A 25997-nucleotide genomic window follows, 5' to 3' on the forward strand; every position below is an offset into this window, starting at 1 on the left:
AATCAGGCCGCGGTGAGCATGCCCTGGCGTTCGATGAAGGCGATGATCTCGTCGAGACCCTGGCCGACTTTCTGGTTGCTGAAGACAAAGGGCTTGTCGCCGCGCATCTTCAGCGTGTCGCGCTCCATGACCTCCAGCGAGGCGCCGACCATGGGCGCGAGGTCGACCTTGTTGATCACCAGCAGGTCGGATTTGCAGATACCCGGGCCGCCCTTGCGTGGCAGCTTGTCGCCGGCCGATACGTCGATCACGTACAGGGTCAGGTCGGATAGCTCAGGGCTGAAGGTGGCGGACAGGTTGTCACCACCGGATTCGACGATGATCAGGTCCAGGCCGGGGAAACGGCGGTTGAGTTGTTCGACGGCCTCCAGGTTGATCGAGGCGTCTTCGCGGATGGCGGTATGCGGGCAGCCGCCGGTTTCCACGCCGATGATGCGCTCGGGCTCCAGGGCCTCGTTGCGCACCAGGAACTGGGCGTCTTCCTGGGTATAGATGTCGTTGGTGACCACGGCGATGTTGTAGCGCTCACGCAGGGCGCGGCACAAGGCCAGGGTCAGAGCGGTCTTGCCGGAACCGACCGGGCCGCCGATGCCGACACGCAGGGGTTGGCTGTTCATGTGCTGTTGTTCCTCGTCAGGAGCGGAAGAGACGTGAGTACTGGCGCTCGTGCGCCATGCTCGCCAGGGCCAGGCCGAAGGCGGCGCTGCCCCAGTGTTCAGGGGAAAGGTTGGCGGCTTGCTGCTGGGCGGCATCGAGCTGCGGTAGCAGGCGGCTGGTCAGGCGTTGGGCGGCCTGCTGACCCAGCGGCAACACCTTCATCAGCACGGCGAGCTGGTTTTCCAGCCAGCCCCACAGCCAGGCAGCGAGGGCGTCGTCCGGGCTGATCTGCCAGGCGCGTGCGGCCAGGGCCCAGGCCAGTGCCAGGCCGGGTTCGTCCTGGGCAGCAAGTGCTTCACGCGCCGCCTCGTCCAGTTCGGGTAGACCTTCGAGCAACTGCCGCAGCGAGTAACCCATCTGCCGGCTCTCCAGAGCCAGCTCGCGTGTCTCGCGGCTGGCGCGGTGCTGCTCGGCCAGTTGCTGCAGGCGCGGCCAGTCGCCCTCGTCTGCGGCGCGGCAGTGAGCCAGTAGCAGCGGCGCTTCGAAGCGGGCGAGGTTGAGCGTCAGTTGATCGGCCAGCCAGCACTCGGCGCTTGCGGCATCGGTGATCAGGCCGCTGTCGATGGCCCATTCCAGGCCTTGCGAGTAGCTGTAGCCGCCAATGGGCAGCTGCGGGCTGGCCAGGCGCAACAATGCCCAGGCTGGTTTCATGGCGTTGCCTTTGCCAGGCTCGATGGGGGCAGCGTCACTTGCGTACCCCGAATTGGTGCAGGCGCGGACCGTAGTTGAATTCTTCATCGCCGTGATGGGAATGGTGATGGCCGCCGCCGTAGGCGCCTTGCTCTGGCTGATAGGGCGCTTCGACGGCTTCGACCGTAGCACCGAGCTGTTCGAGCATGGCCTTGAGCACGTAGTCGTCAGGCAGGCGCAGCCAGCCGTCACCCAGTTGCAGGGCGACATGCCGGTTGCCCAGGTGGTAGGCGGCGCGCATCAGCTCGAAGGGGCTGGCGCAGGTCACGTGCAGCAGCGGCTCGGCCTTGGCCCGTACCTTGACGATGCGCCCGTCCTTGGCCAGCAGGCACTCACCATCGGCCAGCGCCGGTTGGCCGCGCTCAGGGAACAGGCCTACCTCTTCACCGTCAGTGGTGAAACAGCGCAGGCGGCTCTTGCTGCGGGCTTCGAAGGTCAGTTCCAGTTCAGCGTGGCAGGCGCTCTGTGGCGCGATTCGGGAGTGGATCACCAACATGCGTATCTATTCCGGGGCAATGTGCCCGGAAATAGTGCAAGTGGCTTGCCAAGGCTGAAGAGTGGCGCAAGGCGGGGCGTTCAAGCCTGTTGTGGATAACTTGGCGAGGCGGTCAGTTTTGATTTGGTGCGTTTTTGTTAGGGGTGAGCGATTTTGGTGCGCTCTAGTCGGAGGGCTTGCCCAGCCCCAGCCAATGCTTGCCACCGACCATGATGAAGCGCAGCTGCTGAATGACCTTGGCTTCTGCGGTGAGGTGCGCCGGCAGGGTTTCAGCGGGTGGGTCGATCAGTTCGGGCAGGGTGGCGAATACGGTCTTCACCACCAAGTCTGACACCACGTCGCGCGCTGCATCGTCGAGGTGCGGCATACGGTTCATCAGCTTGAGGTCGGCGGCCAGGTCGCTGGTGATGCGTTCGCGCAGGGCCGCAACGGCCTGGCGCACCGGTTGCGAGCCGCCGTACTGCTCGCGGGCGAGGAACAGAAACTGGGCGCGATTGGCGGCCACTTCGGCAAGGAAGATGCGCACCGAGGCGTCGATCATGCCGCGCATCTCGAACTCGTGACGGCGCACCTGACGGATCGCCGCGCGGAAGGTTTCACCGACTTCCGCCACCAGTGCCAGGCCGAGTTCGTCCATGTCGGCGAAATGGCGGTAGAAGCCAGTGGGCACGATGCCGGCGACACGCGTCACCTCACGCAGGCTCAGGCTGCCAAAACCGCGGCCGCTTTCCATCAGCGTGAGGGCGGCAGCCATCAGGGCTTGGCGGGTCTGCTGCTTTTGTTCGGCGCGTGGCGTCATGCGAGATCAGGGTCGTTGAGCGATGCCGCACTCTAACAAATGCGCAGCGCCAGCGTCGAACCGAGCCGGCATCGTTCGGTGAACAACTGTTGACTGAAAATCGTGCTTTCTGTCAGTCTTGTGCACAAGTGTTCACTGGATTTATTGAATGGCTTTATTTTCCCTTTCTGGGGCGCGCTGGGTTGCGGGTTATCTGCGGCCGCTACGTAGGCTTTGTGACGGTGGTTGGCTGCGTGAGGCGGATGTCGATCTATGCCTGCGCCAGTTGCACCCGACGCTGCGCCTCAATCGTGTGTTCGCGCAGGTCGAGTCGCGCCGCTGGGTCGCCGACGACATGCTGGCACTGCAACTGCGCTGCAATGGCAATGCGCGCGACTGGCGAGCCGGGCAGCATGTCCAGCTGTATCTGGAGCAGGACGGCGTGCGTCACGGACGCAGTTACAGCCTGACGTCGGTGGCAGACGACGGGCGCATCGAGATCGCGATCAAACGCCAGCCGGGTGGGCGCCTGTCCAATCTGCTGCTCGATCTGGAGGTGGGTGAGGTGATCGAGCTGGGCCAGGCATTCGGTGAGTTCGCCTGGCCTCAGGAGCAAGGGGCTGTGCTGCTCATGGCAGCAGGCAGCGGCATCACGCCATTGTTCGGCCTGCTGCGTGACGCTCTGGCGCGTGGCTTCACTGCACCGGTGACACTGCTGCATCAGGTGCGCCGTCAGGGGCAACAGGCCTTTGCCGAAGAGCTGCAGGCATTGGCGGCACGTCATGCCAACTTCCAGGTGCACTGGCTTTTCAGTGGCGAGGGTGATCGCCTGTCCGCCGAACGGCTGGCTGCGTTGCCGGGCGATCATCTGCGGGTCTGTGGTCCGCGTGGTTTCGTCGAGCAGGCATGTGGCTGGTGGCATGACGCCGGACGCGGGAGCAGCCTGCAATCGGAAAGCTTCAGTCCGCTTCCGATGCTGGCCGAAACGGCGGCTGGCGAAGTCCGCTTGAGCTTCGCCCGGAGTCGGCAGCGGGTTTCCGGCAGCAGCAATGCAAGTCTGCTGGAGCAGGCCGAAGCTGCCGGGCTGCGTCCAGCTCATGGCTGCCGTCAGGGTATCTGTACCAGTTGTACCTGTTTGCTGCTGGCCGGCACGGTGCGTGATCTGCGTAGCGGTGAACTGTTCGCCGAACCGGGGCAGTCCATCCGTCTATGTGTCAGCGCCCCGCATGGGGATGTGGAGATCGACCTGTGAGCCATCGTCCCGATCGTGAGTTGACCCCTGTCGAGCTCGAAGCCTTAGGCCAGGAGCTGGATGCGTTGCGCCAGCGCACGCTGGCCGACCTGGGCGAGGCCGATGCGCGCTACATCCGCCGTGTGCGTGGTGTGGTGCGCCTGTGCTGCTGGGCTGGCCGTGCGCTGCTGATGTTTGGCTGGTTCCCACCGACCTGGCTGCTCGGTACGTTCTTGCTGGGTCTGGGCAAGATCCTCGAGAACATGGAGCTGGGTCACAACGTGATGCACGGCCAGTACGACTGGATGAACGACCCGGAATTCGCCGGGCGCCAGTATGAATGGGACATCGTCGGCCCCGCTGACTTCTGGCGGCACACCCATAACCATGTGCATCACACCTACACCAACGTGCTGGGCATGGATGATGACGTTGGCTACGGCGTGGTGCGGCTGTTCCCGGAGCAGCGTTGGAAGCCTTTCTACCGCTGGCAGCCGCTGTGGGTGACGATCCAGGCGCTGCTGTTCCAGTACGCGGTGGCGATCCAGCACTTGCGCCTGGACAAACTGGTAAAAGGCCGCATCAGCAAGGAGGAGGTGCGTCCGCTGGCGCGTCAGTTCGGTGCCAAGCTGGCGCGGCAGTGGGGCAAGGACTATCTGGCGTTTCCGCTGCTGGCCTTGCTGCTCGGTGCCAATGCCATGGCTGTGCTGACGGGCAATCTGGTGGCCAATCTGCTGCGTAATCTATGGACTTTTCTGGTGATCTTCTGCGGCCATTTCACCGAGAAGGCGGCGGTCTTTGCGCCAGAAATATTGCAAGGGGAGACGCGCGGGCACTGGTATTTGCGGCAACTGCGCGGCTCGAGCAACCTGTCCGGTGGGCCGCTGCTGCATATTCTGACCGGCAACCTCAGCCATCAGATCGAGCATCACCTGTTCCCGGATTTGCCCGCGCGGCGCTATGCCGAACTGGCGCGTGAGGTGCGCCTGATCGCCGAACGTCATGGCCAGCATTACAACTGCGGCACCTTGTGGGGGCAGTTTTCGACTGTGCTGCGACGTATCTGGATCTACCGCTTGCCCTCTGCAGGGACGGCGTGACTCGCAGCGTGCCAGTGCGCGCTCGCCTATAAATCGCAGGCATGAAAAAGCCCGGCCTGTGTCGGGCTTGGGGTGTTGCGATAGCACTTATGCAGTGCGTCCACGTTGTTCGATCAGGCGATCAGAGCCGCCTTCGGCCAGCTGTACACGCTGTGCGCCAGGAGTACGTTCGTAACCACCTTCGGCCAACTGAACGCGTTGGGCACCAGGGGTACGCTCATAGCCACCTTCTACCAGCTGAATGCGCTGGCTGCCGGGAGTACGGTCGTAACCATCTTCGGCCAGTTGGATACGTTGATTACCCGGTGTACGTTCGGAGCCGTTCTCGGCCAGCGGTGCGACGGGTTGCTGTTGCACCTGGCTGTCCTTGGCTTCGCCCACCAGAGGGAAAGGAGCGCTGCTCGGGGCGGCGAATACGCTGGTGGTGATCAGACTAAGGGCCAGGGCGGCTAGGGTCAGTTGAGTTTTCATGTCGATGTCTCCGTAGGGAGTAATAAGTGGCTTCGGAGTCAATTCTTGAGGACATGAGTGCAGATAGGAACTTGACTGACCTGATAGTGAACATCGATGCCCTCAATACTTGATCGAGGGGCTCTATCTCGTGGCTTGTGGCCGGGTGTTAAGCGTGGCGACGAATGTTTGGCAAAGCATCGCGCTGGATGTCGGGCGCGCGTATGCTTGGCGCCCCTCGCGGGTCGTGCTCGATCCGTCCTCTTTTGCAGTTCCCTGGAGGCAGGTTCAGCAATGCTCGCGGCACAGGCAATTTTGCCGATCTTCGCTTTGATCGTTCTCGGCTATGTATTGGGTTGGCGTCAGTGGCTCACCAGCGAGTCGGCGACTGGCCTGGCCAACATCACCTTCAAGCTGTTCATGCCGACGCTGCTGTTCGCGGGTATCGCCAAGGCATCGCTGGCCGAAGGTCTGTCGCCGATGTTGTTGTTGGCCTATTACCTGCCTGTACTGCTGGTGTTCGTCGTGGTCAACGTGTTGGCGCACTGGCGGCGTGGTACGGCGACGCCGCTGGGATTGGTGGCGGCGTTCTCCAACAACGTGCTGGTGGGCATTCCGTTGATCGCCAGCCTGATGGGTAACGACGGCCTGCTCTACGTGTTCGCCATCCTGGTGTTTCACAGCCTCACGCTGTTTTCCCTGCACAGTTTCTACACCGCCTTCGGCAGCCAGGAACGCGTCGACGGTCGCGCGCTGCTGAAGAACCTGGCCAACCCGATGATCATCGGCCTGGGACTGGGGGCGCTGCTCAACGTCTCCGCGCTGCCGGTACCGGAGAGCCTGTGGCGGGCGATCACCTGGCTTGGCCAGGCTGCGCTGCCCTGCGCGCTGATCGTGCTCGGCGCCAGCCTGTCGCGCTATCGCCTGCGCCCGACCGGCGAGGCCTGGGGCGTGGCATTGGCCAAGCTGGTGCTTTTCCCTGCGCTGGTGTGGTGGCTCAGCGGCCAGCTACCTGGCCTCAACGAGACTGCGCGCAGCGTGTTGGTGCTGCTTGCTGCTTGTCCCAGCGGGGTCAACGTGATGGCTTTTGCCCGCAGTGCGGAGGACAGTCGCAGTGTCAGCGCGGCAATCTCGCTGTCGACGTTGCTGGCTGCGGTTTCACTGCCGTTGTGGATGCTGGTGGTCGGGTTCTGATTGTTCTGTCTGGCGATTCCCTCTTCCGGGCGATAGGCGTGTTCGCAGTGGCCGACTAGCATCGTGCTTCCGCTGCGTTCAGGACTGCCCAGATGAAACGTCTCGCCCGTGTGCTGCTCGGCCTGTTGCTGGTATTCGGGCTGACTCTCGCCGCTTTCGTCGCCCTCAACTGGGCGCCGGACCGCCCTCTGGACGAGCTCAAGGCCCGCTGGGCGCCACCGCCGTCGCAGTTCGTCGACATCGATGGGATGTCGGTACACCTTCGTGATCAGGGCCGACGCGATGACCCCGAGCCGATCCTGCTGCTGCACGGCACGTCGGCCAGCCTGCACACCTGGGAAGGCTGGGTGAAGGAACTGGCCCCACGGCGCCGGGTGATTAGTGTGGATCTGCCCGGCTTCGGCCTCACCGGGCCATTCGTCGATGGCGATTACCACGTCGAGCACTACACGGCGTTTCTCCTCGCCCTGCTCGATCATTTACGGGTGAACCGTGTCGTGCTGGTCGGCAACAGTTTCGGTGGCCAGTTGGCCTGGCGCTTTGCCCTGGCCCATCCCGAACGTAGCGCACGTCTGGTGCTGGTGGACGCGGCCGGCTATCCGCGCAACGCCGAGTCTGTACCGATAGGCTTTCGCCTGGCAGGCATCCCGGCCTTGGCGCCGCTTATGAGCCGCTTGTTGCCGCGGAGCATGATCGAGTCGAGCGTGCGCAACGTTTATGGCGATCTGGACAAAGTCGACGATGAACTGGTCGAGCGCTACTACCAACTGACGTTGCGCGAGGGGAACCGTCAGGCCTTGCGCCAGCGCTTCGCTCAGGCCCCCAGCGGTGAGCTGCACGAGCGTATCGGCGAACTGCAATTGCCTACGCTGATCATCTGGGGCGCGCGTGACCGGTTGATTCCTCCGGACAATGCCGAGCGCTTCGCCGCTGACATCGAGGGCAGCCAGCTGGTGCTGTTCGATGACCTTGGCCATGTGCCCCAAGAAGAGGACGCCCAGCGCACCGTTGCAGTGCTGGTTGCTTTTCTGCTGCGCTGAGGCTCTAGCACGGTACTTTCCAAGTGCTTGATTTTGTTCGATGAAAGGCTTGCCGTTAATGGCTGGCGCGTTTCCTGCTAATGCTAGGCGGGGCAGTTGGCTTTGGCGAATCTTCGTCTAGGCTGACGGGATAACGAACAAAAACAGCAGGAAACTGCATGCGCAAGGGCATTAGAGCTTTCGTCCGGGTCGTGGACGCATTCAACCTGAGGGTCGGGCGTTTCGCCATGTACCTGATCTTCGCCATGCTGGCGGTGCTCCTGTACTCCTCCATCAGCAAGACTTTCTTCACGCCATCGATCTGGACTCTGGAAAGCGCCCAATTCCTCATGGTCGCCTACTTCCTGCTCGGCGGCGCCTACTCGATGCAGCTCGACGCCCATGTGCGCATGGACCTGGCCTACAGCAACTGGTCGCCACGCACCCGAGCGGTGGTCGATGCGATCACCGTGTTCATGCTGATCTTCTACCTGGTGATGCTGCTGATCGGTGGCATTTCCTCCACCGAGTACGCCATCGAATACAAGGAGACCAGCTACTCAGCGTGGTCGCCATACATGGCTCCCATCAAGATCATCATGTGCCTGGGCATCGTCATGATGCTGCTGCAGGCGATCGCCACCTTCTTCAAGGATCTGTACGCGGCCCGTGGGGAGACGCTCTGATGAGCTACGAGCTGATCGCAATGCTGATGTTCTCCTCGATGATGCTGTTGCTGCTGACCGGCAAGCGGGTTTTCGGCGCCATCGGCTTCGTCGCGGCAGCTGCTGCGTTGCTGTTGTGGGGTGATGGCGGCTCGGAGATGGCCTTCAGTGCAGCCATGAAACTGATGAAGTGGTACCCGCTGCTAACCCTGCCGATGTTCGTGTTCATGGGTTACATGCTCTCCGAGTCGGGCATCGCCGAAGACCTCTACAAGATGTTCCACGTCTGGATGGGGCCGCTGCCGGGCGGCCTGGCCATCGGCACCATCTTTCTCATGGTAGCGATCTCGGCGATGAACGGCCTGAGTGTGGCCGGCATGGCCATCGGCGCCAGCATCGCCTTGCCCGAGCTGCTCAGGCGTGGTTACGACAAGATCATGATCACCGGGGTGATCCAGGCGGGCAGTTCGCTGGGGATTCTGATTCCGCCCAGCGTGGTGCTGGTGCTCTACGGCATGATCGCGCGTCAGCCAGTAGGCCAGTTGTGGCTGGCTGGGGCGATTCCCGGACTGATGATGGCCGGCATGTTCATGCTCTACATCGCCATTCGCTGCCGCTTGCAGCCGCAGCTCGGCCCAGCGCTGTCACAGGCCGAGCGCGAGCAGATCAGCATGCAGGAGAAGCTGCGCCTGCTCAGTGCCGGGCTGGTGCCGGTGTTCATTTTCCTGTCGATGACCGGGCTGTTCCTGATGGGCTACACCAGCCTGGTGGAAAGCTCGGCGGTCGGCGCAGCGGCAGCGACCCTGGCAGCGCTGTTCAAGGGGCGGCTGAGTGGCAAGGTGATGGAGGAAACGCTGCGCAAGACCCTGGCCATCAGTTGCATGTTCATGTGGATCATTCTCGCCGCGTTGTGCTTCGGCGCGGTGTTCGATGGCCTTGGCGCGGTCAGGGCCATCGAAGGTTTCTTCGTCGACAGCCTGCACCTGGGGCCATGGCAGATTCTCATCCTGATGCAGATCTCCTTCATCGTGATGGGCATGTTCCTTGATGACACCGCCATGCTGGTGATCGTTGCGCCTCTCTACATCCCGCTGGTCGGTGCACTGGGCTTCGATCTGATCTGGTACGGCGTGCTCTACACCATCACCTGCCAGATCGCCTACATGACCCCGCCATTCGGCTACAACCTGTTCCTCATGCGGGCCATGGCTCCGCCTGAAGTGTCCCTGCGCGACATCTACGTCTCGGTCATCCCCTTCGTCATCATCATGGTGCTGGCGTTGACCCTGGTGATGGTCTTCCCACAGCTTGCGCTGTGGTTGCCGCAACTGCATTACGGCGGCTGATCAACGGAAATCGGCGCGTGCGCGCCAGCAGTCGAGCCGGTTCGCCCGGCCACTGGTAAGGCCGTCAGCTCTGGCGGCATTGAGCGGTTGTATTGCATCTGCATCGACACTATGGAGAGACCAGCATGAGTACGAGACGCGATTTCCTCAAGACCGCCGCGGTCACCACCGGAGCCGTAGGCACCGCTGCCCTCGGTTCGTCGCACATCTATGCCGCCGAGCCGAAGAAAATCACCTGGCGATTGCAAACCTATGCTGGTGCGGCGCTGGCCGAGCATGTGATCAAACCTTCGATTGACGCCTTCAACAAAGCTGCCAATGGCCAGATGGAGATCCAGTTATATTTTGCCGACCAGCTTGTGCCGACCGGCGAGCTATTTCGCGCCATGCAGCGCGGCACCATCGATGCGGTGCAGAGTGATGACGACTCGATTGCCGCGCCTGTGGACGTCTCGGTGTTCGGTGGTTACTTCCCCTTCGCCACCCGCTACAGCCTCGACGTGCCGGTGTTGTTCGAGCAGTACGGGCTCAACGAGATCTGGGCCGAGGCCTATGGTGAGGTCAAGGGCGTCACCTGGCTCGGTGCCGGCGCCTGGGACCCTTGCCACTTCGCCACCGTGCAGCCGGTTCGGAAACTCGATGATCTCAAGGGCAAGCGCATCTTCACCTTCCCTACCGCCGGCAAATTCCTTTCGCGCTTCGGCGTGATTCCGGTAACCCTGCCTTGGGAGGACGTCGAGGTGGCGATGCAGACCGGCGAGCTGGACGGCATCGCCTGGTCCGGCATCACCGAGGACTACACCGTCGGCTGGGCCAATGTCACCAAGTACTTCCTGACCAACAACATCTCCGGCGCCTGGTGCGGCTCCTACTTCGCCAACTCGGACAAATGGGCCGAGGTGCCGGAGCATCTCAAGACCCTGTTCAAGCTGTGCATGGACAGCTCCAACTATTACCGCCAGCACTGGTACTGGGGCGGCGAGGCGCAACTGCGGGTCGAGGGTGGCAAGCTGGAGCTGACCTCAATTCCCGCCGAAGAATGGGCCACGGTTGAAGCCGAGGCGCAGAAGTTCTGGGACGAAATCGCCAAGACCAGCCCGCGCTGCGCCAAGGTGGTGGACATCTTCAAGAAGTACAACGCATTGATGGCCAAGGCTGGAGCACCTTATCGCGGTTGAGGCCTGCCCAAGACTGCCCGCCCAACGCTCAGCAATGGGGCGGGCAGCGCTGGAGATTCTCTCGGGCCAGGTCTGTGAATGCCTTGAGCGAGGCAGACGGATTGCTCCGATTGGGGTAGTACAGGCACAGGTCATCTCTGGGTGGCGTCCAGTTCTGTAGCACTCGCAGCAGGTTTCCAGCATCGATCTCCGCTTGAACCTCCTGTTCCAGAAATAGCCCGAGCGCCACGTTCGCCTGCACGATGGCCTTGGCTACGCTCGGCTCATCCACTGTGAACTGACCCTCGACATCAACCCTGAGCACTTCGCCCGCATGTTCGAAGTACCAGGGATAGATGGCGCCGTTGGGCAGCCGGATGCGTAGGCATTCATGCTGTTTCAGATCGGCAGGTGTTTGCGGCATGCCGTGTTCGGCGAAGTACTTGGCTGTGCCCACCACGGCATAACGCTGTGTCTGGCCGAGTGAGATGGCGATCATGTCACCTGGTATCAGGCTGGATGCGCGCACGCCCAGATCGAAGCCTTCCGCGACGATGTCCATCAGTCGTTCCTCCGTCACCAGATCGATCTGGACGCGCGGGTAACGGTCGGCAAACTCCAGGACCAGCGGCATGAGTGCTGTGCGTGCCGCGCTGGCAAATGCGTTGATTCTGATCACGCCAGCAGGTTCGGCGTTGTGCGAGCGAACCGTCTCCAGTGCGCCGCGTAGAGCCTGCAGCGTAGGCCCCACTTGCTCCAGATAACGTCGACCTGACTCTGTCAGCGACACGCTGCGTGTGGTGCGATTGAACAGACGCGTCTGCAGCGTCATCTCCAGCTTGGCGATAGTGCTGCTCAGCGCGGTAGTGGAAACATTCAGGTCGATAGCTGCCCGCCGAAACGAGGCACGGCGGGCCACGGCCAGGACGGCCTCCAGCTCATGAAGGGTAAGGCGTGAATCGGACATCGAATAGTCCTGCTATGCGGGATAGGCCATCAGCATTTGTCCCAATTGAGCAGATTGTCTCGCGAGAGGCAAGATCGCAGCTCTGCAAGACCGAAAACTGTGAGAGGACCTAGCGTATGAACCTGCAATTGCCGAGTGTCGTTCAAGCCTACTTCGAGATCAGCAACGGCGATGACATCTCACGTATGACGGCGTGTTTCCATGCGGACGCCAGCGTGATCGATGAAAACCGCTGCCATAAGGGGATCGAGGCCATCGAGTCCTGGCAGCAGGCTGCGCGGAAGGCATTCACTTACCGGGTGGAGCCCATCGAGTCGTTTGCCAAGGAGGATCAAGTCAGCGTCACGGCAATGGTGAGTGGTGACTTTCCCGGTAGTCCGATACCACTCAAGCATGTCTTTCGTTTGCGTGACGGGCGGATCAGCTCACTGGAGATTGCGCCATGATGAACCTTGAGTTTGCTGGCAAGCGTGTCCTGGTGACCGGTGGGACCAAAGGTGTGGGACTCGCAGTGGTTCGTCTTTTCCAGGCGGAGGGCGCGCAGGTGCTGACCGCCGCGCGACAGGCCGACAGCGCCGTACCGCCAGATCTGTTCGTCCAGGCGGATCTTTGTACCCCAGACGGTTGCGCGGCGCTGGTGGCGGCGACCGAGCAGCGCCTGGGTGGCGTCGACATTCTCGTGCACGTCCTGGGTGGCTCGTCCGCTCCTGGCGGAGGGTTTGCCGCGCTGGATGACGAGCAGTGGCAGCGCGAGCTCGATCTGAACCTGTTTCCTGCGGTTCGCCTCGACCGTGCACTGCTTCCGGGCATGCTGCAGCGTGCAGCGGGCGTGATCATCCATGTGACGTCCATTCAAAGTCGCTTGCCGCTGCCCGAGGCGACCACTGCGTACGCTGCAGCCAAAGCGGCGCTTTCGACTTACAGCAAGAGCCTGTCGAAAGAGGTTTCGCCCAAAGGCGTGCGCGTCGTGAGGGTTGCCCCTGGCTGGATCGAAACCGAGGCATCGGTCGCCTTGGCCAAGCGATTGGCAGAGGAGGCGGGCACCGATTATGACGGAGGCAAGCGCATCATCATGGATGCGCTGGGAGGTATTCCGCTCGGTCGCCCTTCGACGCCGTCGGAAGGCGCTGAACTCATCGCTTTCCTGGCGTCACCTCGGGCGGCCTCCATCACCGGCAGTGAATTCCTGATCGATGGCGGCACGGTGCCGACAGCTTAGTGTGTCGCGGTGGATAGCCTTCGGTTGTCCACCGCCTTGATCGTCATCGCCTATTTTTCTGCCCCGCTCCCTGCCATCCCGGCAATCCTGTACCACACTCTATGAGCCTGAAACGGACGCTGTCACAAGCGTTGCGCTGCGTTCGTGCGTCGTCGGCCTTGCCTGGCCGGTCATGAATGCCCAGCTCTTCGCTTAACCCGCCCGCGATAACAACAAGACACAGGGGTTAGCATGTTCAAACCACGGGATGTAAAGACCCTGGGCGATGCCCGGCGCATCGTCGAGGAGCGTGGCCTGAGCCACGTCAAGGTAGGCCTGTTCGATAACGATGGGGTGATGCGCGGCAAATATATGAGCCGCAGCAAGTTCTTCTCCGCCCTCGAGCACGGTTTCGCCTTCTGCGATGTGGTGCTCGGCTGGGACGTCAAGGATCAGCTCTACGACAATGCCCAGTACACCGGCTGGCACAGCGGCTACCCGGACGCGCCGGTGCGCATCCTGCCGCACACCTGCCGCGAGATTCCCTTCGAGAACGGCATGCTGCTGTTTCTCGCCGAGTTCGACCAGCAAGCCGAGGCGGTGTGCCCGCGCGGCACGCTGCGCCGGGTCATCCAGCGCTGTCAGGACATGGGCTTCGAGCCCTTCGCTGCGCTGGAGTACGAGTTTTTCATGTTCGATGAAACCCCGGACTCGGCGCGGGCCAAAGGCTTTCGCGATCTCAAGCCGTTTACCCCGGACTGGTTCGGCTACTCGATGATCCGCAACTCGGTGCATGCCGAGCTCTATCACCAGATTCTCGAAATGGGTGAGGCGATGGATTTCCCCATCGAAGGCCTGCACACCGAAACCGGCCCGGGTGTGCTCGAGGCAGCGATTGCCTACGACCATGCCGAAGCCGCAGCGGACAAGGGCGCGCTGTTCAAGACCTTCATGAAGGTACTGGCCCAGCGCAACGGGCTGATGGCCACCTTCATGGCCAAATGGTCGGGCAAATACCCAGGGCAGAGCGGCCACATCCATGTGTCGTTGCGTGACCGCAAGACAGACAAGTCGGCGTTCTACGACCCCAGCCAGGCGCACAACATGAGCAAGCTGCAGCGGCATTTTCTCGCCGGGCAGCAGCGTCTGATGCCGGAATTCCTGTGCATGGTGGCGCCGACCCTGAACAGCTATCGCCGCCTTATTCCCGGCTTCTGGGCGCCCACCGACGCCACCTGGGGCGTGGAGAACCGCACCGCAGCGCTGCGGGTGATCCCCGGTAGCGACAAGTCGCAGCGCCAGGAGTACCGCCTTGGCGCTGCCGACGGCAATCCGTTCCTGGCGTTGTCGGTGGCCATCGGCTCGGGCCTTTACGGCGTCATGCAGGAGTGGGAACCAACCGATCCTGTCAGCGGCAATGCCTATGCGGTCAAGCACCCCGAGGAGCTGGCGCTGCCGCGCACCCTGTGGGACGCCGCGCAACGGCTGAAGGGGTCGCAGGCCGCCCGTGAGATGTTCGGTGATGCCTTCGTCGAGCACTTCGCCGCCAGCCGTGAATGGGAAGAGCGCGAGTACCGTCGCCATGTCAGCGATTGGGAGCTGGATCGCTACTTCGAAATCATCTGATTCCACCGTCCGTAGCCCGGATGCGATCCGGGACGGTTTCGTCGAGTGTCCCGGATTGCATCCGGGCTGCGCGGGCAAGATTTCTGGAGCACCTTATGAGCAAGCTGCAATGCATTTCCCCCATCGACGGCGCGGTCTACGTCGAGCGTCATCTGGCGTCCAATCCTGAAGTACTGGTGGCGTTGGCCAAGGCCGAGCTGGCGCAGCAGGCCTGGAAGCAGACGCCACTGCGCGAGCGTATCGCCATCGGCCGGCGCGCCATCGAAGCCTTCGCTGCACGTGAGGCGCAACTGGCCGAAGAGCTGTGCTGGATGATGGGCCGGCCAATCCGTTACGCCGCCGGCGAGATCCGTGGTTTCGTCGAGCGTGCCAGCCATATGGCCGATATCGCCGAGGGCTCGCTGGCCGACATCCGCCTGCCGGAAAAGGCCGGCTTCACCCGTTTCATTCGCCGTGAGCCATTGGGCCTGGCGTTGATCATCGCGCCCTGGAACTACCCCTATCTGACCGCCGTCAACGCGGTGATGCCGGCGCTGTTGGCAGGCAATGTGGTGTTGCTCAAGCACTCGGCGCAGACGCCGCTGTGCGCCGAACGCATGGTCGAGGCCTTCGCCGAAGCTGGCCTGCCCGAAGGCGTGTTTCAGTACCTGCACCTGAGCCATGGCGAGACCGAGGCGCTGATTCGCTCACCCAGTATCGACCACGTTGCCTTCACCGGTTCGGTGCCCGGTGGCGCCATGGTCGAGCGTGCGGCTGCTGGGCGTTTTATCAGTGTTGGGCTCGAACTGGGTGGCAAGGACCCGGCCTACGTCCGCGCCGACGCCGATCTGCAGCACGCGGTGGAAACTGCCATCGACGGCGCCTTTTTCAACTCCGGGCAGTCGTGCTGCGGTATCGAGCGTATCTACGTGCACGAGTCTTTGTTCGATGAGTTTGTCGAGCGCGCGGTGGCGCTGGTGCGCCAGTACAAGCTGGGGCGTTCGGATGATCCGGAGACTACCCTGGGGCCGCTGGTGCGCAGCGACGCCGCCGACTTCGTCCGCGCGCAGATCGCCGAGGCAGTCGAGCAGGGCGCCAGGGCACATATCGACCCGGCCGAGTTTCCCCTGGATGCGCCAGGTACGCCTTATCTGGCGCCGCAGGTGCTGACCAACGTCAATCATGAAATGCGCGTGATGACTGAGGAATCCTTCGGCCCTGTGGTGGGCATTCAGAAGGTCGCCAGCGACGAGGAAGCGCTGGCGCTGATGAACGACAGCGAGTTCGGCCTGACCGCAGCCATCTTCAGTCGCGACGTCGACGCTGCCATGGCTTTGGCTGATCGGGTCGAGGCCGGCACGGTGTTTCTCAACCGCTGCGACTACCTCGACCCTGGTCTGGCCTGGACCGGGGTTAAGCACTCCGGGCGCGGCTGCACGCTGTCTCGGGTCGGCTACGAACAACTGACCCGACCAAAATCCTTCCACTTCAAGACTCAGCTGTGAGGCGCGCGCCATGGACCTGAATCAGTACCGCATGAACTGGAACTACCCGACCTCGATGCGCGTGGGAGTTGGCCGCATTGCCGAGCTGGCCGAGGCCTGCCGCTTGCTCGGCATGCGCGCGCCGCTGCTGTGCACCGACCCAGGTTTGGCGGCGTTGCCGATGATCGACGCGGCACTGCGCCAATGTCGTGATGCCGGGCTGAAGGCCGGGCTGTTCTCGGCGATCAAGGGCAACCCCACCGGCAGCAACGTGATGGACGGTGTGGCTGCGTTCAAGGCTGGCGGACACGACGGAGTGATCGCCTTCGGCGGCGGCTCGGCACTGGATGCCGGCAAGGCCATTGCCCTGATGGTCGGTCAGGATCGGCCGCTGTGGGATTTCGAGGACGTCGGCGATAACGCCAGCCGGGTCAAGGTATCCGGCATGGCGCCGGTGGTGGCGGTGCCGACCACTGCCGGCACCGGCTCGGAGGTTGGCCGTGCTTCGGTAATCACCGATGACGCCGCGCATATCAAGCGCATCATCTTCCACGCGCGGATGCTGCCTGCTCTGGTGATTCTCGACCCCGAGCTGACCGTCGGCCTGCCGGCGAAAATCACCGCCCCCACTGGCATGGATGCGCTGTCGCACAGTCTGGAGGCGTTCTGCTCGCCACTGTTTCACCCCATGGCCGAGGGCATCGCCCTGGAGGGCATGCGCCTGGTGCAGCAGTATCTGCCACGTGCAGTGGCGCAGGGCGGTGATGTCGAGGCGCGGCTGCAGATGCTGGTGGCCTCGAGCATGGGCGCCACCGCCTTCCAGCGTGGTCTTGGCGCGATGCATGCGCTGGCCCATCCGCTGGGTGCGCTGTACGACGCCCACCATGGCCTGCTTAACGCGGTGTTGATGCCTTATGTACTAGTTGCCAACCGCGCCGTGATCGAGCCGCAGATGGAGAAGATGGCGCGCTATCTGGCCTTGCCGGGCGGCGGCTTCGATGCGGTGCTGGAGTGGGTGCTGACGCTGCGCAGTGAAGTGGGCATCGCCCACAGCCTGAGCGATATCGGCATCGACGATGCGCGTATCGAACAGGTCGGACGCATGGCCGAAGTGGACCCTTCGGCAGTCACCAACCCCATCGCCTACACGGCTGCGCAATACAGCGCATTGTTCGAGAAGGCGTTGCGCGGGACTTTGTAGCCCGGGTGCAGTCCGGTGGTGGTTGGCCGGACTTGCCGAGGATTTTATCCGGGCTACGGGCTGAGCAGCGAGTGTGTCAGTGGTCAAGAACCTGGCTGAAACGCAGCAGGTAACCGTCCGGGTCCTGGACCATCAGCTGGCGCACTCTGATCCAGCTGTCGCCACTGCGGTACTCCACCGTCTCCGGCGGTAGGCGCAGCGGTACGTCATTGGCGAGCAGTGCATGATGCAGCGGCTGCAAATCGACCACGTCGATTTGCAGATTGATGCCGCGCCCCAGCGGGTGATCGAGTGGCAGAATTTTCCAGGGATCGCCTGCTTGTTGATGCGGCTCCATCTGTTCCAGCATCAACGCAGCTTCGCCCAGAGCGATGGCTGCAAAACCATCCTCGGGGCGTTGGTACAGCAGCCTGAAACCCAGCAGCTGTTGGTAGAACCTTAGGCTGGCCTGCAGATCACTGACCTGCAGCTCTGGCGTCAGGGCCGGCAGGCGCATACGGCTCACGCTTGCTCCTGCTCCGCCTGCAAAGCCTCCAGCGCCGGTGCGGCGTAGATGCCCACTTCCACCGCCAGTTCCATCACCCTTGGTAGGTCGCTGGCGTACACCAGCACGGCCTGCAGCTCGTCATCCAGCGGCTCGCTGAAATCTACCAGCACGTAGCCGCCGGTTTCCGGCGACAGCGCCGAGAGCTGCACCTGGATACGGTTGAGTGCTTTCAGTGGCTCGGTCTTGGCCAACTGCTTGGCCTTGAGCACGAACTGCACCTGCGGGCCGAAGGATTCGGTGATGCGCTGGAACAGCTCCTCGTAGCTGTCGGCCTGGAACAGCACCGTTTCCGGCAGGCTGCCGACCACTACCCATTCGCCCAGGGGGATGGGGAATTCGTCGTCGTAGTTGACGTCCGGGTTGGCAGCGAGAAAGGCCGCCGGATCGGCATAGGCCTGCGTGGCCTCGTCAGCGATACGGGCAATCTCGTCCTCGGGCAGGCAGCCGGAGCTTATCTTGGCGATCAGTTCTTCCAGCTGGGCTTTCATCTCGTTATTCCTCGGTCATTCAGATGGGCGGCAAGCATAACCCAGAGCCTCTTGTTCGATGCACGGGAGAACAGGTTGGGCTGCTGACGTAGGAGGGGCTTTAGCCGCGAGCGGCATGTGCGAGAGGCCAGAATCGCGGCTGAAGCCGCTCCTACAAAAGCGCTGCGCCTAGCCGTAGCGCTTTTTCGCTTCGATGGCCAGGCCGCTGCCAATGCTGCCAAAGGTGTTGCCTTCGACGCTACGCGCATTGGGCAGCATCGCCGCCACGCTCTGGCGCAGCGCCGGTACGCCGCTGGAGCCGCCGGTGAAGAACAGTGTGTCGACCTGATCGGCCGCCACGCCGGCATCGGCGAGCAATTGCGTGAGGCTGGCGCGAATACGTTCGAGCAGGGGCTCGATGGCGTTCTCGAACAGCGGGCGCGTCAGCTCGGCGACCAGGCCCGGCTCGACGCGTGACAGGTCGATGGGGCGTGCGTCCTGTTCGCTCAGGGCGATCTTGCTCTCTTCCACCTGCATCGCCAGCCAGTGCCCGGCGCGCTGTTCGATCAGGCCGAACAGGCGGTCGATGCCGGTAGCGTCGACGATGTCGTAGCGCATGTTCTGCAGGGCGAGCTGGGTTTTCTGCGCGTACAGCGCGTTGATGGTGTGCCAGGTGGCCAGGTTGAGGTGGTAGCTGGTCGGCATGAAAGCGTCGCTCTTCATCCGGCTGCCATAGCCGAACAACGGCATCACCCCGGCCAGGGACAACTGCTTGTCGAAGTCGGTACCGCCGATGTGCACGCCGCCGGTGGCGAGGATGTCGCCCTGACGTTCGGCCAGGTGGTGGCGCTCGGGCGCCAGGCGCACCAGGGAGAAGTCCGAGGTACCGCCGCCGATGTCGACGATCAGCACCAGCTCCTCGCGATCCAGGTTCGACTCGTAGTCGAAGGCCGCAGCGATGGGCTCGTACTGGAACGACACGTCTTTGAAGCCGAGCTTGTGCGCCACGGCTACCAGGGTGTTCTGCGCTTCCTGATCGGCAGCAGGGTCGTCATCGACGAAGAACACCGGGCGGCCCAGTACCACTTCTTCGAAGGGCCGCTCGGCCTGGGTTTCGGCGCGTTTTTTCAGCTCACCAATGAAGAAGCCGAGCAGGTCCTTGAAGGGCAGGGCGCTGCCCAGCACGGTGGTTTCGCTCTTCAGCAGCTTGGAGCCTAGCAGGCTCTTGAGCGAGCGCATCAGGCGGCCTTCGTAGCCTTCCAGGTATTCGTGCAGGGCCAGGCGACCGTAGACCGGGCGGCGTTCCTCTGTGTTGAAGAAGATCACCGAGGGCAGGGTGATCTTGCCGTCTTCGAGTACCAGCAGGCTGTCCTGGCCGGGGCGCAGCCAGCCGACGGTGGAGTTCGAGGTGCCGAAGTCGATGCCGCAGGCGCGGGCGGGAGTGGAGAAAGACATGAAACGCAGGCCATGAAAAACGGCCGCGCATTCTATGTCAGTCGCGCGGCGACGGCGAGCCGTCAGGACGGCAGGTCAAGGCTCTCTTCGCGCTTGCGCTTCCACTGCGTCCATTCGAAGCCCAGCACCACCAGCAGTGACAGTGCGAACGGCAGCAGCAGATAGAACACGCGGAACACGATAAGCGCCGCCAGCACATCGGCAGCGGGAATCTCCGGCAGTGCGGCGAGGAAGGTCACTTCCAGTACACCCAGGCCGCCAGGTGCATGGGACAGCAGCGCCAGAGAGAAGGAAGCGAGGAACACGCCGAGCACCACCAGATAGCCGGGATGATTGTCGGCCGGCAGGGCGAAGTAGATGATCGCCGCGGCGCAGAGCAGTTCCAGTGGTCCGGCCAGCAACTGGCGGCTGACGATGGGCAGGCGTGGATATTCCACATGCAGCTTGCCCAGCGTCCAGGGTTTGAACTGGCGCCAGGAGCCCAGCACGTAAAGGCCGACCAGGCACAGCAGGACGCTGCCGATGACTACCGAGACCAGAGGCGTGACATTGGCGACGCGGTGGATCAGGTCGGGCTGAGCGATCAGCACGCAGCCGCTGGCGAGCAGGGTGCCGAGGGCGAAGGTAAAGGAGCAGAAAACGATAAGGATGCCGATTTCCTGCGGCGTCAGGCCCTTGCTGCGGTAGGCTCGGTAGCGCACCACTGCGCCTGAGAACACCGAGGCACCGATGTTGTGGGCCAGAGCATAGGTGGTGAAGGAGCACAGGGTGATGAAGCGCCAGGGAATCTTCTTGCCAAGGTGAGCGACAGCGATGCGGTCGTACCAGGCCAGTGCCCAGTAGGCACCGAGGGTGGCCGCTGCGGCAAGCAGCCAGTTCATGTGGGAGATCGCTTCGATGCTGCCCTTGATCTCATCGAGGGAGATATTGCGCAACTCGCGATACAGCAGAAAGCCAGACAGCACCACGGCACTGAGTCCGATCAGCGTCCAGATCAGGTCGCTGCGCTTCAGTTTTGGTTTGGCTTCTACGACAGACACCGCAATTCCTCGCTCGCTAGGCCCCGAGGTAGTGGGGCCGCATGCCTCTGTGGGAGGCAGCTGTTCATCGGCCATCCGGCCATTGTGCAACGGCCGGTGGCGGATCGTGCCCGCGCGGCGCGCTGCGCAGTATCAGGGAGGCGCAGCCTGTACTCAACTGCCAAGCACATTCGCACCCTCTTGTAGTTGTGTCAGCGGTTGTCCTGATACGTTCATATCCATGCCAGCGTCAGCGCCGCCAGCACCGCGTAGCGGCTCGCTTTGGCCAGGGTGACGATGGCCAGAAATACCCACAGGCGCTCGCGCATTACACCGGCAACCAGCGTCAGTGGGTCGCCAATCACGGGCATCCAGCTCAGCAGCAGCGACCAGCGTCCATAGCGCGCGTACCAGTCCTGTGCCTGCTGTAACCGAGCAGGGCTGACCGGGAACCAGCGGCGCTCGCGATAGTGTTCGATGGAGCGGCCCAGCAGCCAGTTGACCCAGGAGCCCAGCACATTGCCCAGAGTAGCCACCAGTAACAGGGCCCAAAGGGGATGTTGGCCGGCCAGCAGCAAGGCGACCAGCACCGCTTCGGACTGCAGCGGCAACAGCGTCGCCGCGCCGAAGGCGGAGAGAAACAAAGCCGGATAGGCGGAAAGCCCAAGCATGTTCAGCACGGCCGACCCTAAGGTCGGCGCTGATCAGGGCTGCGATTCCTGGCCGGTGTTGGCCATGATCTCTTCCAGGCTCAGGCCGGTCAGGCCGTGAATGGTCTTCCACAGGTAGTAGAAGATGGCCATCAGCATGATCATCGAGGGAATGGCGATCATCGGGTAGCTGAGCAGGGTCATGCGTCCCAGCTCGTCGTTGAACGCCTCGGTACCGGCCGGGCTGACCACAATCCACTTGGCCAACACATAGTTCATGAATGACGAGAAGAAGAAGGTGCCGCTGAGCCAGTAGGTGGCGCGCATCAGGCGCGTCTCGAAGTGCTCGACATGGCCGCCTTGCTCCAGACGGTCGTGGATCTTGTCGATATTGAGCACGGTCTTGTTGAACAGCAGAGTGCGGATCAGTGGGTAGCGGGTGCGCGTCGACACCAGCACGGCGATGCCGATCAGGCCGGGGATCAGCGCTTCCTTGACTGCCAGCCACTGGGTGTCGAGCTTGAGCAGGCCAATGCCGCCGGTCAACGCGACGCTGATCAGACCGAGCAGGGCGATGAAGTTGAATTTGCGATATTTGATCAGCTCGAACGCGCCCCAGGCCAGCGGAAACGCCAGGGCCAGGATCAGCGCACCATCGGCGCCGAGACGGTGCTCGCCACTCAGCTTCATCAGGATGAACGAGGGAATCAGGATGCTGATGGCCAGATCGATCAGCGGGCGGGGCTTGTGCGTCGGGGTACGGCTGTCAGTAGTGGCGGTCATAGTAGCTGGAGTCTGCGTAGGAAGCCCGATGATCGCCTGCCCGGCGCGTCAGGGCTAGCCCGACCGTCGGTTTTGAATGTGAAAAAGTATGAGTCGACAGCTTGCCGACAGGCGTCGCAGTGCCGCATGGCGATGCTAAAGTGATGGCAGGGTCCGGGAGTTGAACATGCCAAGAATAATTCCTTCCATTTGCCTGTTGCTGACGGCTCTTTCCCTGACGTCGGCGCCTGCCTGGGCGCGTGACTGCATCGGTATGGTGCCGGCCGGCACGTCGGCGTTCTGGAGCGAACTGGAGGCCGGCGCGAGACGCACCGCTGATGAGCTGCAATTGGAGCTCTATACACGCGCCCCGGCTCAAGAGGGCAGCGTCGAGGTGCAGTTGCAATTGATAGATCGCGTCCTAGCGCAGGGTTGCAAAGCGCTGATCATCGCTCCGGCTGACGATGTTATCGATATTCGGATCAAGGCCTTGCGTGCCGAGGGCATCCCCACTGTCTATGTCGATCGCGACGTTGCGGGGGACGGCGCTTATGCGTTGGTGGCGACTGACAACTTCCTCGCCGGTCAGTTGGCCGGGCAACAAATGGCCGAGCGTCTCGGGCGGGGTGGCAGAGTTGGGATGTTGCGTTTGCGGCCAGGGCTGCAATCGACCGAGGAGCGTGAGCGCGGCTTTCTGCTGGCGGCGCAGGCGACTGGGTTGCAGGTGGTGTTCGATACCTACCTGGGGGATGACCGCCAGCGCATCTCCGAGGCCCTGAGCCAGCAGTTACCCAAGCTCGACGGCCTGTTCAGTCCCAATGGCACCAGCAGTCGGGCAACCCTCGCTGCGCTGCGCCAACTGGGCAAGGCCGGTACGTTGGACTTTGTCGGTTTCGACGGTGGCGACCTGCTGTTCGATGCCGTGCGCGAGGGAGAGATTCATGCCCTGTTGCTCCAGCAGCCGCAGGCCATGGGGGATCATGCGGTGCGCCTGGTGCACCGGGCCCTGAGTGGCGAACGCGCCATTTCGCGCCTGCAACTGCTACTTGAACCGCGTGTAGTGACCGCCAGGGATTTGGCTGAAATGACAGCCCCGCAATAGCCTTGGTGATGGGCCAGGTGCGGGTTTATGATCCTTGTTCTGGCCGTCCTGAATTCGCTGTAGGGCGCGCTCTAGACGGTGGCGTGTGATGAATCTGAAGTGCCCGGTAGCCGTTCTGTTGTTGTTTTGCGGCCTCTGCGCCCATGTGGCGGCTGCCGATTTGCGGCTGTATACCGAAGACTATCGACCCTTCAGCTATCTCGAAAATGGCAAGCCGAGTGGCATGGCTGTGGCCGTGGTCGAGGAGCTGATCCGCCGCACTGGCGAGACCGCGCATATCGAACTGGTGCCCTGGACACGCGGCTATCACCAGGCTCGCCATCAGGCCGACACGGCATTGTTCTCCACCGTACGTACGGCGCAGCGCGAAGCCGAGTTTCAGTGGGTCGGACCGATCGCGCGCGGCTATACGCGTTTCTACACGCACAAGGATGCTGGGCTTCGAGTCGCCAGCCTCGAAGACGTCCGGCGCCTCGGCACCCTGGCGATTCCCAAACAGTGGTACAGCTACGAACTGTTGCGCGAACAGAACCTGGATAACCTGTATGGCGTGTCGACGCCTCAGGACATGCTGCGCATGTTTCGTCATCGCCGGGTCAAGCTGCTGCTGGCCAACAACCTGACCCTCGACGGCATGCTCGCCGAGCAGGGCATGAATGCCGGGCAGCTGCAGGAGCAGTTCGACCTGATGCCCAACGACTCCTATATCGCCTTTTCCCTGAAGACGGATCCCGCGCTGGTCGCACGTTGGCAACAGGCGCTGCAGCAGATGCGCCACGACGGCAGCCTGGAGCGGATCTACCGCCACTGGTTTCCCGCGGCCGATGAGCGCACCTTGGTCGACTTGCCGCGCAGCGAGTGAAGCGGCTGCACGGGGCGCCCCGGCTTGCTAGGCTGCAAGCGGGAGGGGCGATGATGGCCAAGTGTATTGATCGATGGCTATGTGTTCTGCTGCTGGCGCTGTGCGCTCCGGTACAGGCACAGCTGCGTCTGCTCACCGAGGATGCGCCGCCGATGAGCTTCATGCGCGAGGGCGAACCGAGCGGTCTTGCTGTCGAGGTGGTCAGAGCATTGCTGGCGCGTACCGGCGACACTGGACAGATCGAGCTGATGCCCTGGACGCGAGCGCTGTACCTGGCTCAGCAACAGGAAGATATCGCGCTGTTCTCCACTGTGCGTACAGCCGAGCGTGAGGACCGGTTCCAGTGGGTCGGCCCCATTGTGGTCGGCACTACCAGTTTCTACTCGCTCAAGTCCCGCACCCTCGTCATCGACACGCTGGAGCAAGCCGCTGCCAGCGGACCTCTGGCGTTGCCCAAGCAGTGGTACACCTTCGAAACCCTCAGTGCGAAGGGCTTCACCAACCTCTATGGCGTACCCAGCTCGAAGCAGATGATGACCATGCTCAAGCATGGCCGGGTCAATCTGATCGCCACTGAGGACCTGACCCTGGCTGGCGAGTTGGCCGCTGTCGACCTCAAGCCACAGGACGTTACCGCGCACGTGCCGTTCATGCGCTCGGCCTACTACATTGCCTTTTCCCCGCAGACATCGGTGGTGCGCGTGGTGCGCTGGCAGCGCGCATTACAGCAGATGCATGAGGACGGCAGCCTGGAGGCGATCCTGAAACGCTGGTTGCCGCATGCGCCGATGCCGCCCATCGCTCCGTAGCGCCTCGCGCGGCGACTGGTTAACCTGAGCGCTGCAATCCACCGAGTCCGATCATGTCGCGTCGTCATCTCACTCTCGATCTGCGCAGTCGCGCCGGCTTGTTCGCTCACCTTGGCGCGATGGAGCGGGCGGGCGTGCCTATCGATCGAGCGCTGGCCAGTCTGGATCTCGGTGCGCGCCACGAGGCCGCCGTTAAGCGCCTGCGACAGATGGTCGGCGGCGGACGCGACCTGGCGACTTCCGGCCAGTTGAGTGGCGTGTTCACGCCATTGGAAAGTGGCCTGGTGCGAGCCGCGCAAGAAGCCGGTGCACTGGCGCATATCTACGAGCAATTGGCGCAGCGCTACGACGAACAGGCGCGTTATGCCGCAGAGTTGAAGTCACGTCTGCTGTTGCCGGCCGGGGTTTTGCTGCTGGCGCTGGCGGTCAAACCCTTGCCTGCTTTGGTTGGGGGAAGTCTGAGTGGCGCGGGCTACCTGGCGGCTGTGCTGATGCCGATCTTGTGGCTGTCGGCATTGCTGTTCGGTGCACGAGCGTTGTGGCGACGCTGGCAACAGCGGCGAACCGATCAACCGGGCCCGTTGGACGATCTGCTGCTGGCTCTGCCGGTGTTGGGCAGCCTGCAGCGCCGGGCGGATGTCCGTAATTTCTGCGACAGCCTCGGGCTGCTGCTGGAGGCCGGGATGCCCGTGCTCGACGCCCTGCCGCGCGCCTGCAGTGCAGTGAGCGGCGCGCGGCTGCGGCGGGATTTCGCCAACCTGGCACCACGGGTCGCGGCTGGGCAGTCGTTGGTGCGCGCTTTCGATGGGCTGAGCTTTCACGGCAAAGCCATGCTGATCGGCGTGCTCAATACCGGTGAAGCCACCGGTCGGCCCGGTGAGGCGCTGCTACGTTTCGCCCGCCTGCAGGCGCAACAGCTGGCTGCGAGCCAGCAGATGCTGGCGAGCTGGGCGCCACGGCTGTTCTATTTGGCGGTCGCCATGTGGATGGCATACGGCCTGCTGACCGGTGGTGGTTTCTTCCCGGCGCTGCCGGCGGAGCTGGCTGGCCGATAATTTGCTGGTTATCGACCACGGCGCTCCGTTT

Annotated in this window: 28 protein-coding genes; 16 read left to right on the top strand and 12 right to left on the bottom strand. The window is 62.9% G+C overall.

Annotated elements, in window-relative coordinates:
* Nucleotides 1-2: 2 nt before the first annotated feature.
* The 4 genes from ureG to CXP40_RS03100 form a co-directional block, all read right to left on the bottom strand.
* Nucleotides 3-617: an urease accessory protein UreG gene (ureG, locus tag CXP40_RS03085; RefSeq protein ID WP_013713893.1), complete on the bottom strand. Its 615-nt coding sequence runs from the start codon at nt 615-617 to the stop codon at nt 3-5.
* Between the two features lie 16 nt (nt 618-633).
* Nucleotides 634-1308 carry an urease accessory protein UreF gene (locus CXP40_RS03090; protein ID WP_106732534.1) on the bottom strand — a complete coding sequence of 225 codons (675 nt, stop codon included), beginning with the start codon at nt 1306-1308 and terminating at the stop codon, nt 634-636.
* Between the two features lie 34 nt (nt 1309-1342).
* Complete coding sequence (gene ureE, locus CXP40_RS03095; protein WP_106732535.1) at nt 1343-1843, bottom strand: urease accessory protein UreE; 501 nt, start codon at nt 1841-1843, stop codon at nt 1343-1345.
* Nucleotides 1844-2006: 163 nt separating this feature from the next.
* The gene (locus CXP40_RS03100; RefSeq protein ID WP_106732536.1) at nt 2007-2642 is read right to left on the bottom strand and encodes a TetR family transcriptional regulator; all 636 of its coding nucleotides are present in this window, start codon (nt 2640-2642) and stop codon (nt 2007-2009) included.
* Between the two features lie 148 nt (nt 2643-2790).
* Between CXP40_RS03100 and CXP40_RS03105 the strand changes: the two genes are divergently transcribed.
* Nucleotides 2791-3873 carry a ferredoxin reductase gene (locus CXP40_RS03105; RefSeq protein WP_106732537.1) on the top strand — a complete coding sequence of 361 codons (1083 nt, stop codon included), beginning with the start codon at nt 2791-2793 and terminating at the stop codon, nt 3871-3873.
* A complete protein-coding gene (locus CXP40_RS03110; RefSeq protein WP_177429619.1) occupies nt 3831-4952 on the top strand; it encodes a fatty acid desaturase in 1122 nt (373 codons plus the stop codon). Before CXP40_RS03105 ends, CXP40_RS03110 begins: the two co-directional genes overlap by 43 nt.
* Nucleotides 4953-5039: 87 nt before the next feature.
* Here the strand turns inward: CXP40_RS03110 and CXP40_RS03115 are convergent, their stop codons facing one another.
* Nucleotides 5040-5423, bottom strand: a complete 384-nt coding sequence (locus CXP40_RS03115; protein ID WP_106732539.1) for a hypothetical protein — start codon at nt 5421-5423, stop codon at nt 5040-5042.
* Nucleotides 5424-5696: 273 nt separating this feature from the next.
* On the opposite strand from CXP40_RS03115, the gene CXP40_RS03120 reads away from it, so the two are divergent.
* The 5 genes from CXP40_RS03120 (at nt 5697) to dctP (ending at nt 10804) form a co-directional block, all read left to right on the top strand.
* Nucleotides 5697-6596, top strand: a complete 900-nt coding sequence (locus CXP40_RS03120) for an AEC family transporter (protein WP_106732540.1) — start codon at nt 5697-5699, stop codon at nt 6594-6596.
* Nucleotides 6597-6688: 92 nt separating this feature from the next.
* Nucleotides 6689-7636 (top strand): alpha/beta fold hydrolase, encoded by a 948-nt coding sequence (locus CXP40_RS03125; protein ID WP_106732541.1) that lies wholly within the window; start codon nt 6689-6691, stop codon nt 7634-7636.
* 158 nt (nt 7637-7794) lie between these two features.
* A complete protein-coding gene (locus CXP40_RS03130) occupies nt 7795-8301 on the top strand; it encodes a TRAP transporter small permease subunit (RefSeq protein ID WP_099522674.1) in 507 nt (168 codons plus the stop codon).
* Nucleotides 8301-9626 (top strand): TRAP transporter large permease subunit, encoded by a 1326-nt coding sequence (locus CXP40_RS03135; protein WP_106732542.1) that lies wholly within the window; start codon nt 8301-8303, stop codon nt 9624-9626. Before CXP40_RS03130 ends, CXP40_RS03135 begins: the two co-directional genes overlap by 1 nt.
* Nucleotides 9627-9751: 125 nt before the next feature.
* Nucleotides 9752-10804: a TRAP transporter substrate-binding protein DctP gene (gene dctP / locus CXP40_RS03140; RefSeq protein WP_106732543.1), complete on the top strand. Its 1053-nt coding sequence runs from the start codon at nt 9752-9754 to the stop codon at nt 10802-10804.
* 28 nt (nt 10805-10832) lie between these two features.
* Here the strand turns inward: dctP and CXP40_RS03145 are convergent, their stop codons facing one another.
* On the bottom strand, nt 10833-11750 hold the full coding sequence (locus CXP40_RS03145) for a LysR substrate-binding domain-containing protein (protein WP_106732544.1): 918 nt from the start codon (nt 11748-11750) through the stop codon (nt 10833-10835).
* A 116-nt stretch (nt 11751-11866) separates the two neighbouring features.
* Here CXP40_RS03145 and CXP40_RS03150 point away from each other — a divergent pair, with 116 nt between their 5' ends.
* The 5 genes from CXP40_RS03150 to CXP40_RS03170 all read left to right on the top strand — a co-directional run bounded on the left by CXP40_RS03150 (nt 11867) and on the right by CXP40_RS03170 (nt 17238).
* Nucleotides 11867-12196 carry a nuclear transport factor 2 family protein gene (locus CXP40_RS03150; protein WP_106732545.1) on the top strand — a complete coding sequence of 110 codons (330 nt, stop codon included), beginning with the start codon at nt 11867-11869 and terminating at the stop codon, nt 12194-12196.
* Entirely contained in the window at nt 12193-12969 is a 777-nt protein-coding gene (locus CXP40_RS03155) for an SDR family oxidoreductase (protein WP_106732546.1), read from the top strand. Before CXP40_RS03150 ends, CXP40_RS03155 begins: the two co-directional genes overlap by 4 nt.
* Before the next feature lie 231 nt (nt 12970-13200).
* Nucleotides 13201-14574, top strand: a complete 1374-nt coding sequence (locus CXP40_RS03160; RefSeq protein WP_099522669.1) for a glutamine synthetase family protein — start codon at nt 13201-13203, stop codon at nt 14572-14574.
* 95 nt (nt 14575-14669) lie between these two features.
* On the top strand, nt 14670-16058 hold the full coding sequence (locus CXP40_RS03165; protein ID WP_106732547.1) for an aldehyde dehydrogenase family protein: 1389 nt from the start codon (nt 14670-14672) through the stop codon (nt 16056-16058).
* Between the two features lie 10 nt (nt 16059-16068).
* Entirely contained in the window at nt 16069-17238 is a 1170-nt protein-coding gene (locus CXP40_RS03170; RefSeq protein ID WP_106732548.1) for an iron-containing alcohol dehydrogenase, read from the top strand.
* Between the two features lie 76 nt (nt 17239-17314).
* On the opposite strand, the gene CXP40_RS03175 is transcribed toward CXP40_RS03170, so the two are convergent.
* The 6 genes from CXP40_RS03175 to CXP40_RS03200 form a co-directional block, all read right to left on the bottom strand.
* On the bottom strand, nt 17315-17734 hold the full coding sequence (locus CXP40_RS03175) for a VOC family protein (RefSeq protein WP_106732892.1): 420 nt from the start codon (nt 17732-17734) through the stop codon (nt 17315-17317).
* A 5-nt stretch (nt 17735-17739) separates the two neighbouring features.
* Nucleotides 17740-18273: a hypothetical protein gene (locus CXP40_RS03180; protein ID WP_099522666.1), complete on the bottom strand. Its 534-nt coding sequence runs from the start codon at nt 18271-18273 to the stop codon at nt 17740-17742.
* Between the two features lie 168 nt (nt 18274-18441).
* Nucleotides 18442-19707: an Hsp70 family protein gene (locus CXP40_RS03185; protein WP_106732549.1), complete on the bottom strand. Its 1266-nt coding sequence runs from the start codon at nt 19705-19707 to the stop codon at nt 18442-18444.
* Between the two features lie 62 nt (nt 19708-19769).
* Nucleotides 19770-20747 carry a lysylphosphatidylglycerol synthase domain-containing protein gene (locus CXP40_RS03190; protein ID WP_106732550.1) on the bottom strand — a complete coding sequence of 326 codons (978 nt, stop codon included), beginning with the start codon at nt 20745-20747 and terminating at the stop codon, nt 19770-19772.
* Between the two features lie 212 nt (nt 20748-20959).
* Entirely contained in the window at nt 20960-21397 is a 438-nt protein-coding gene (locus tag CXP40_RS03195) for a YqaA family protein (protein ID WP_106732551.1), read from the bottom strand.
* A gap of 33 nt (nt 21398-21430) precedes the next feature.
* Nucleotides 21431-22159: a VC0807 family protein gene (locus tag CXP40_RS03200; RefSeq protein WP_106732552.1), complete on the bottom strand. Its 729-nt coding sequence runs from the start codon at nt 22157-22159 to the stop codon at nt 21431-21433.
* Between the two features lie 166 nt (nt 22160-22325).
* Here CXP40_RS03200 and CXP40_RS03205 point away from each other — a divergent pair, with 166 nt between their 5' ends.
* The 4 genes from CXP40_RS03205 (at nt 22326) to CXP40_RS03220 (ending at nt 25966) form a co-directional block, all read left to right on the top strand.
* Complete coding sequence (locus CXP40_RS03205; RefSeq protein ID WP_106732553.1) at nt 22326-23240, top strand: substrate-binding domain-containing protein; 915 nt, start codon at nt 22326-22328, stop codon at nt 23238-23240.
* Between the two features lie 88 nt (nt 23241-23328).
* Nucleotides 23329-24102 carry an ABC transporter substrate-binding protein gene (locus tag CXP40_RS03210; protein WP_106732554.1) on the top strand — a complete coding sequence of 258 codons (774 nt, stop codon included), beginning with the start codon at nt 23329-23331 and terminating at the stop codon, nt 24100-24102.
* 50 nt (nt 24103-24152) lie between these two features.
* The gene (locus CXP40_RS03215) at nt 24153-24911 is read left to right on the top strand and encodes an ABC transporter substrate-binding protein (RefSeq protein ID WP_106732555.1); all 759 of its coding nucleotides are present in this window, start codon (nt 24153-24155) and stop codon (nt 24909-24911) included.
* A gap of 53 nt (nt 24912-24964) precedes the next feature.
* The gene (locus tag CXP40_RS03220; protein WP_106732556.1) at nt 24965-25966 is read left to right on the top strand and encodes a type II secretion system F family protein; all 1002 of its coding nucleotides are present in this window, start codon (nt 24965-24967) and stop codon (nt 25964-25966) included.
* Nucleotides 25967-25997 lie beyond the last annotated feature (31 nt).

Origin of the sequence: Pseudomonas sp. YY-1 (assembly GCF_002843095.1) — a bacterium.
Taxonomy (GTDB): domain Bacteria; phylum Pseudomonadota; class Gammaproteobacteria; order Pseudomonadales; family Pseudomonadaceae; genus Aquipseudomonas; species Aquipseudomonas sediminis_A.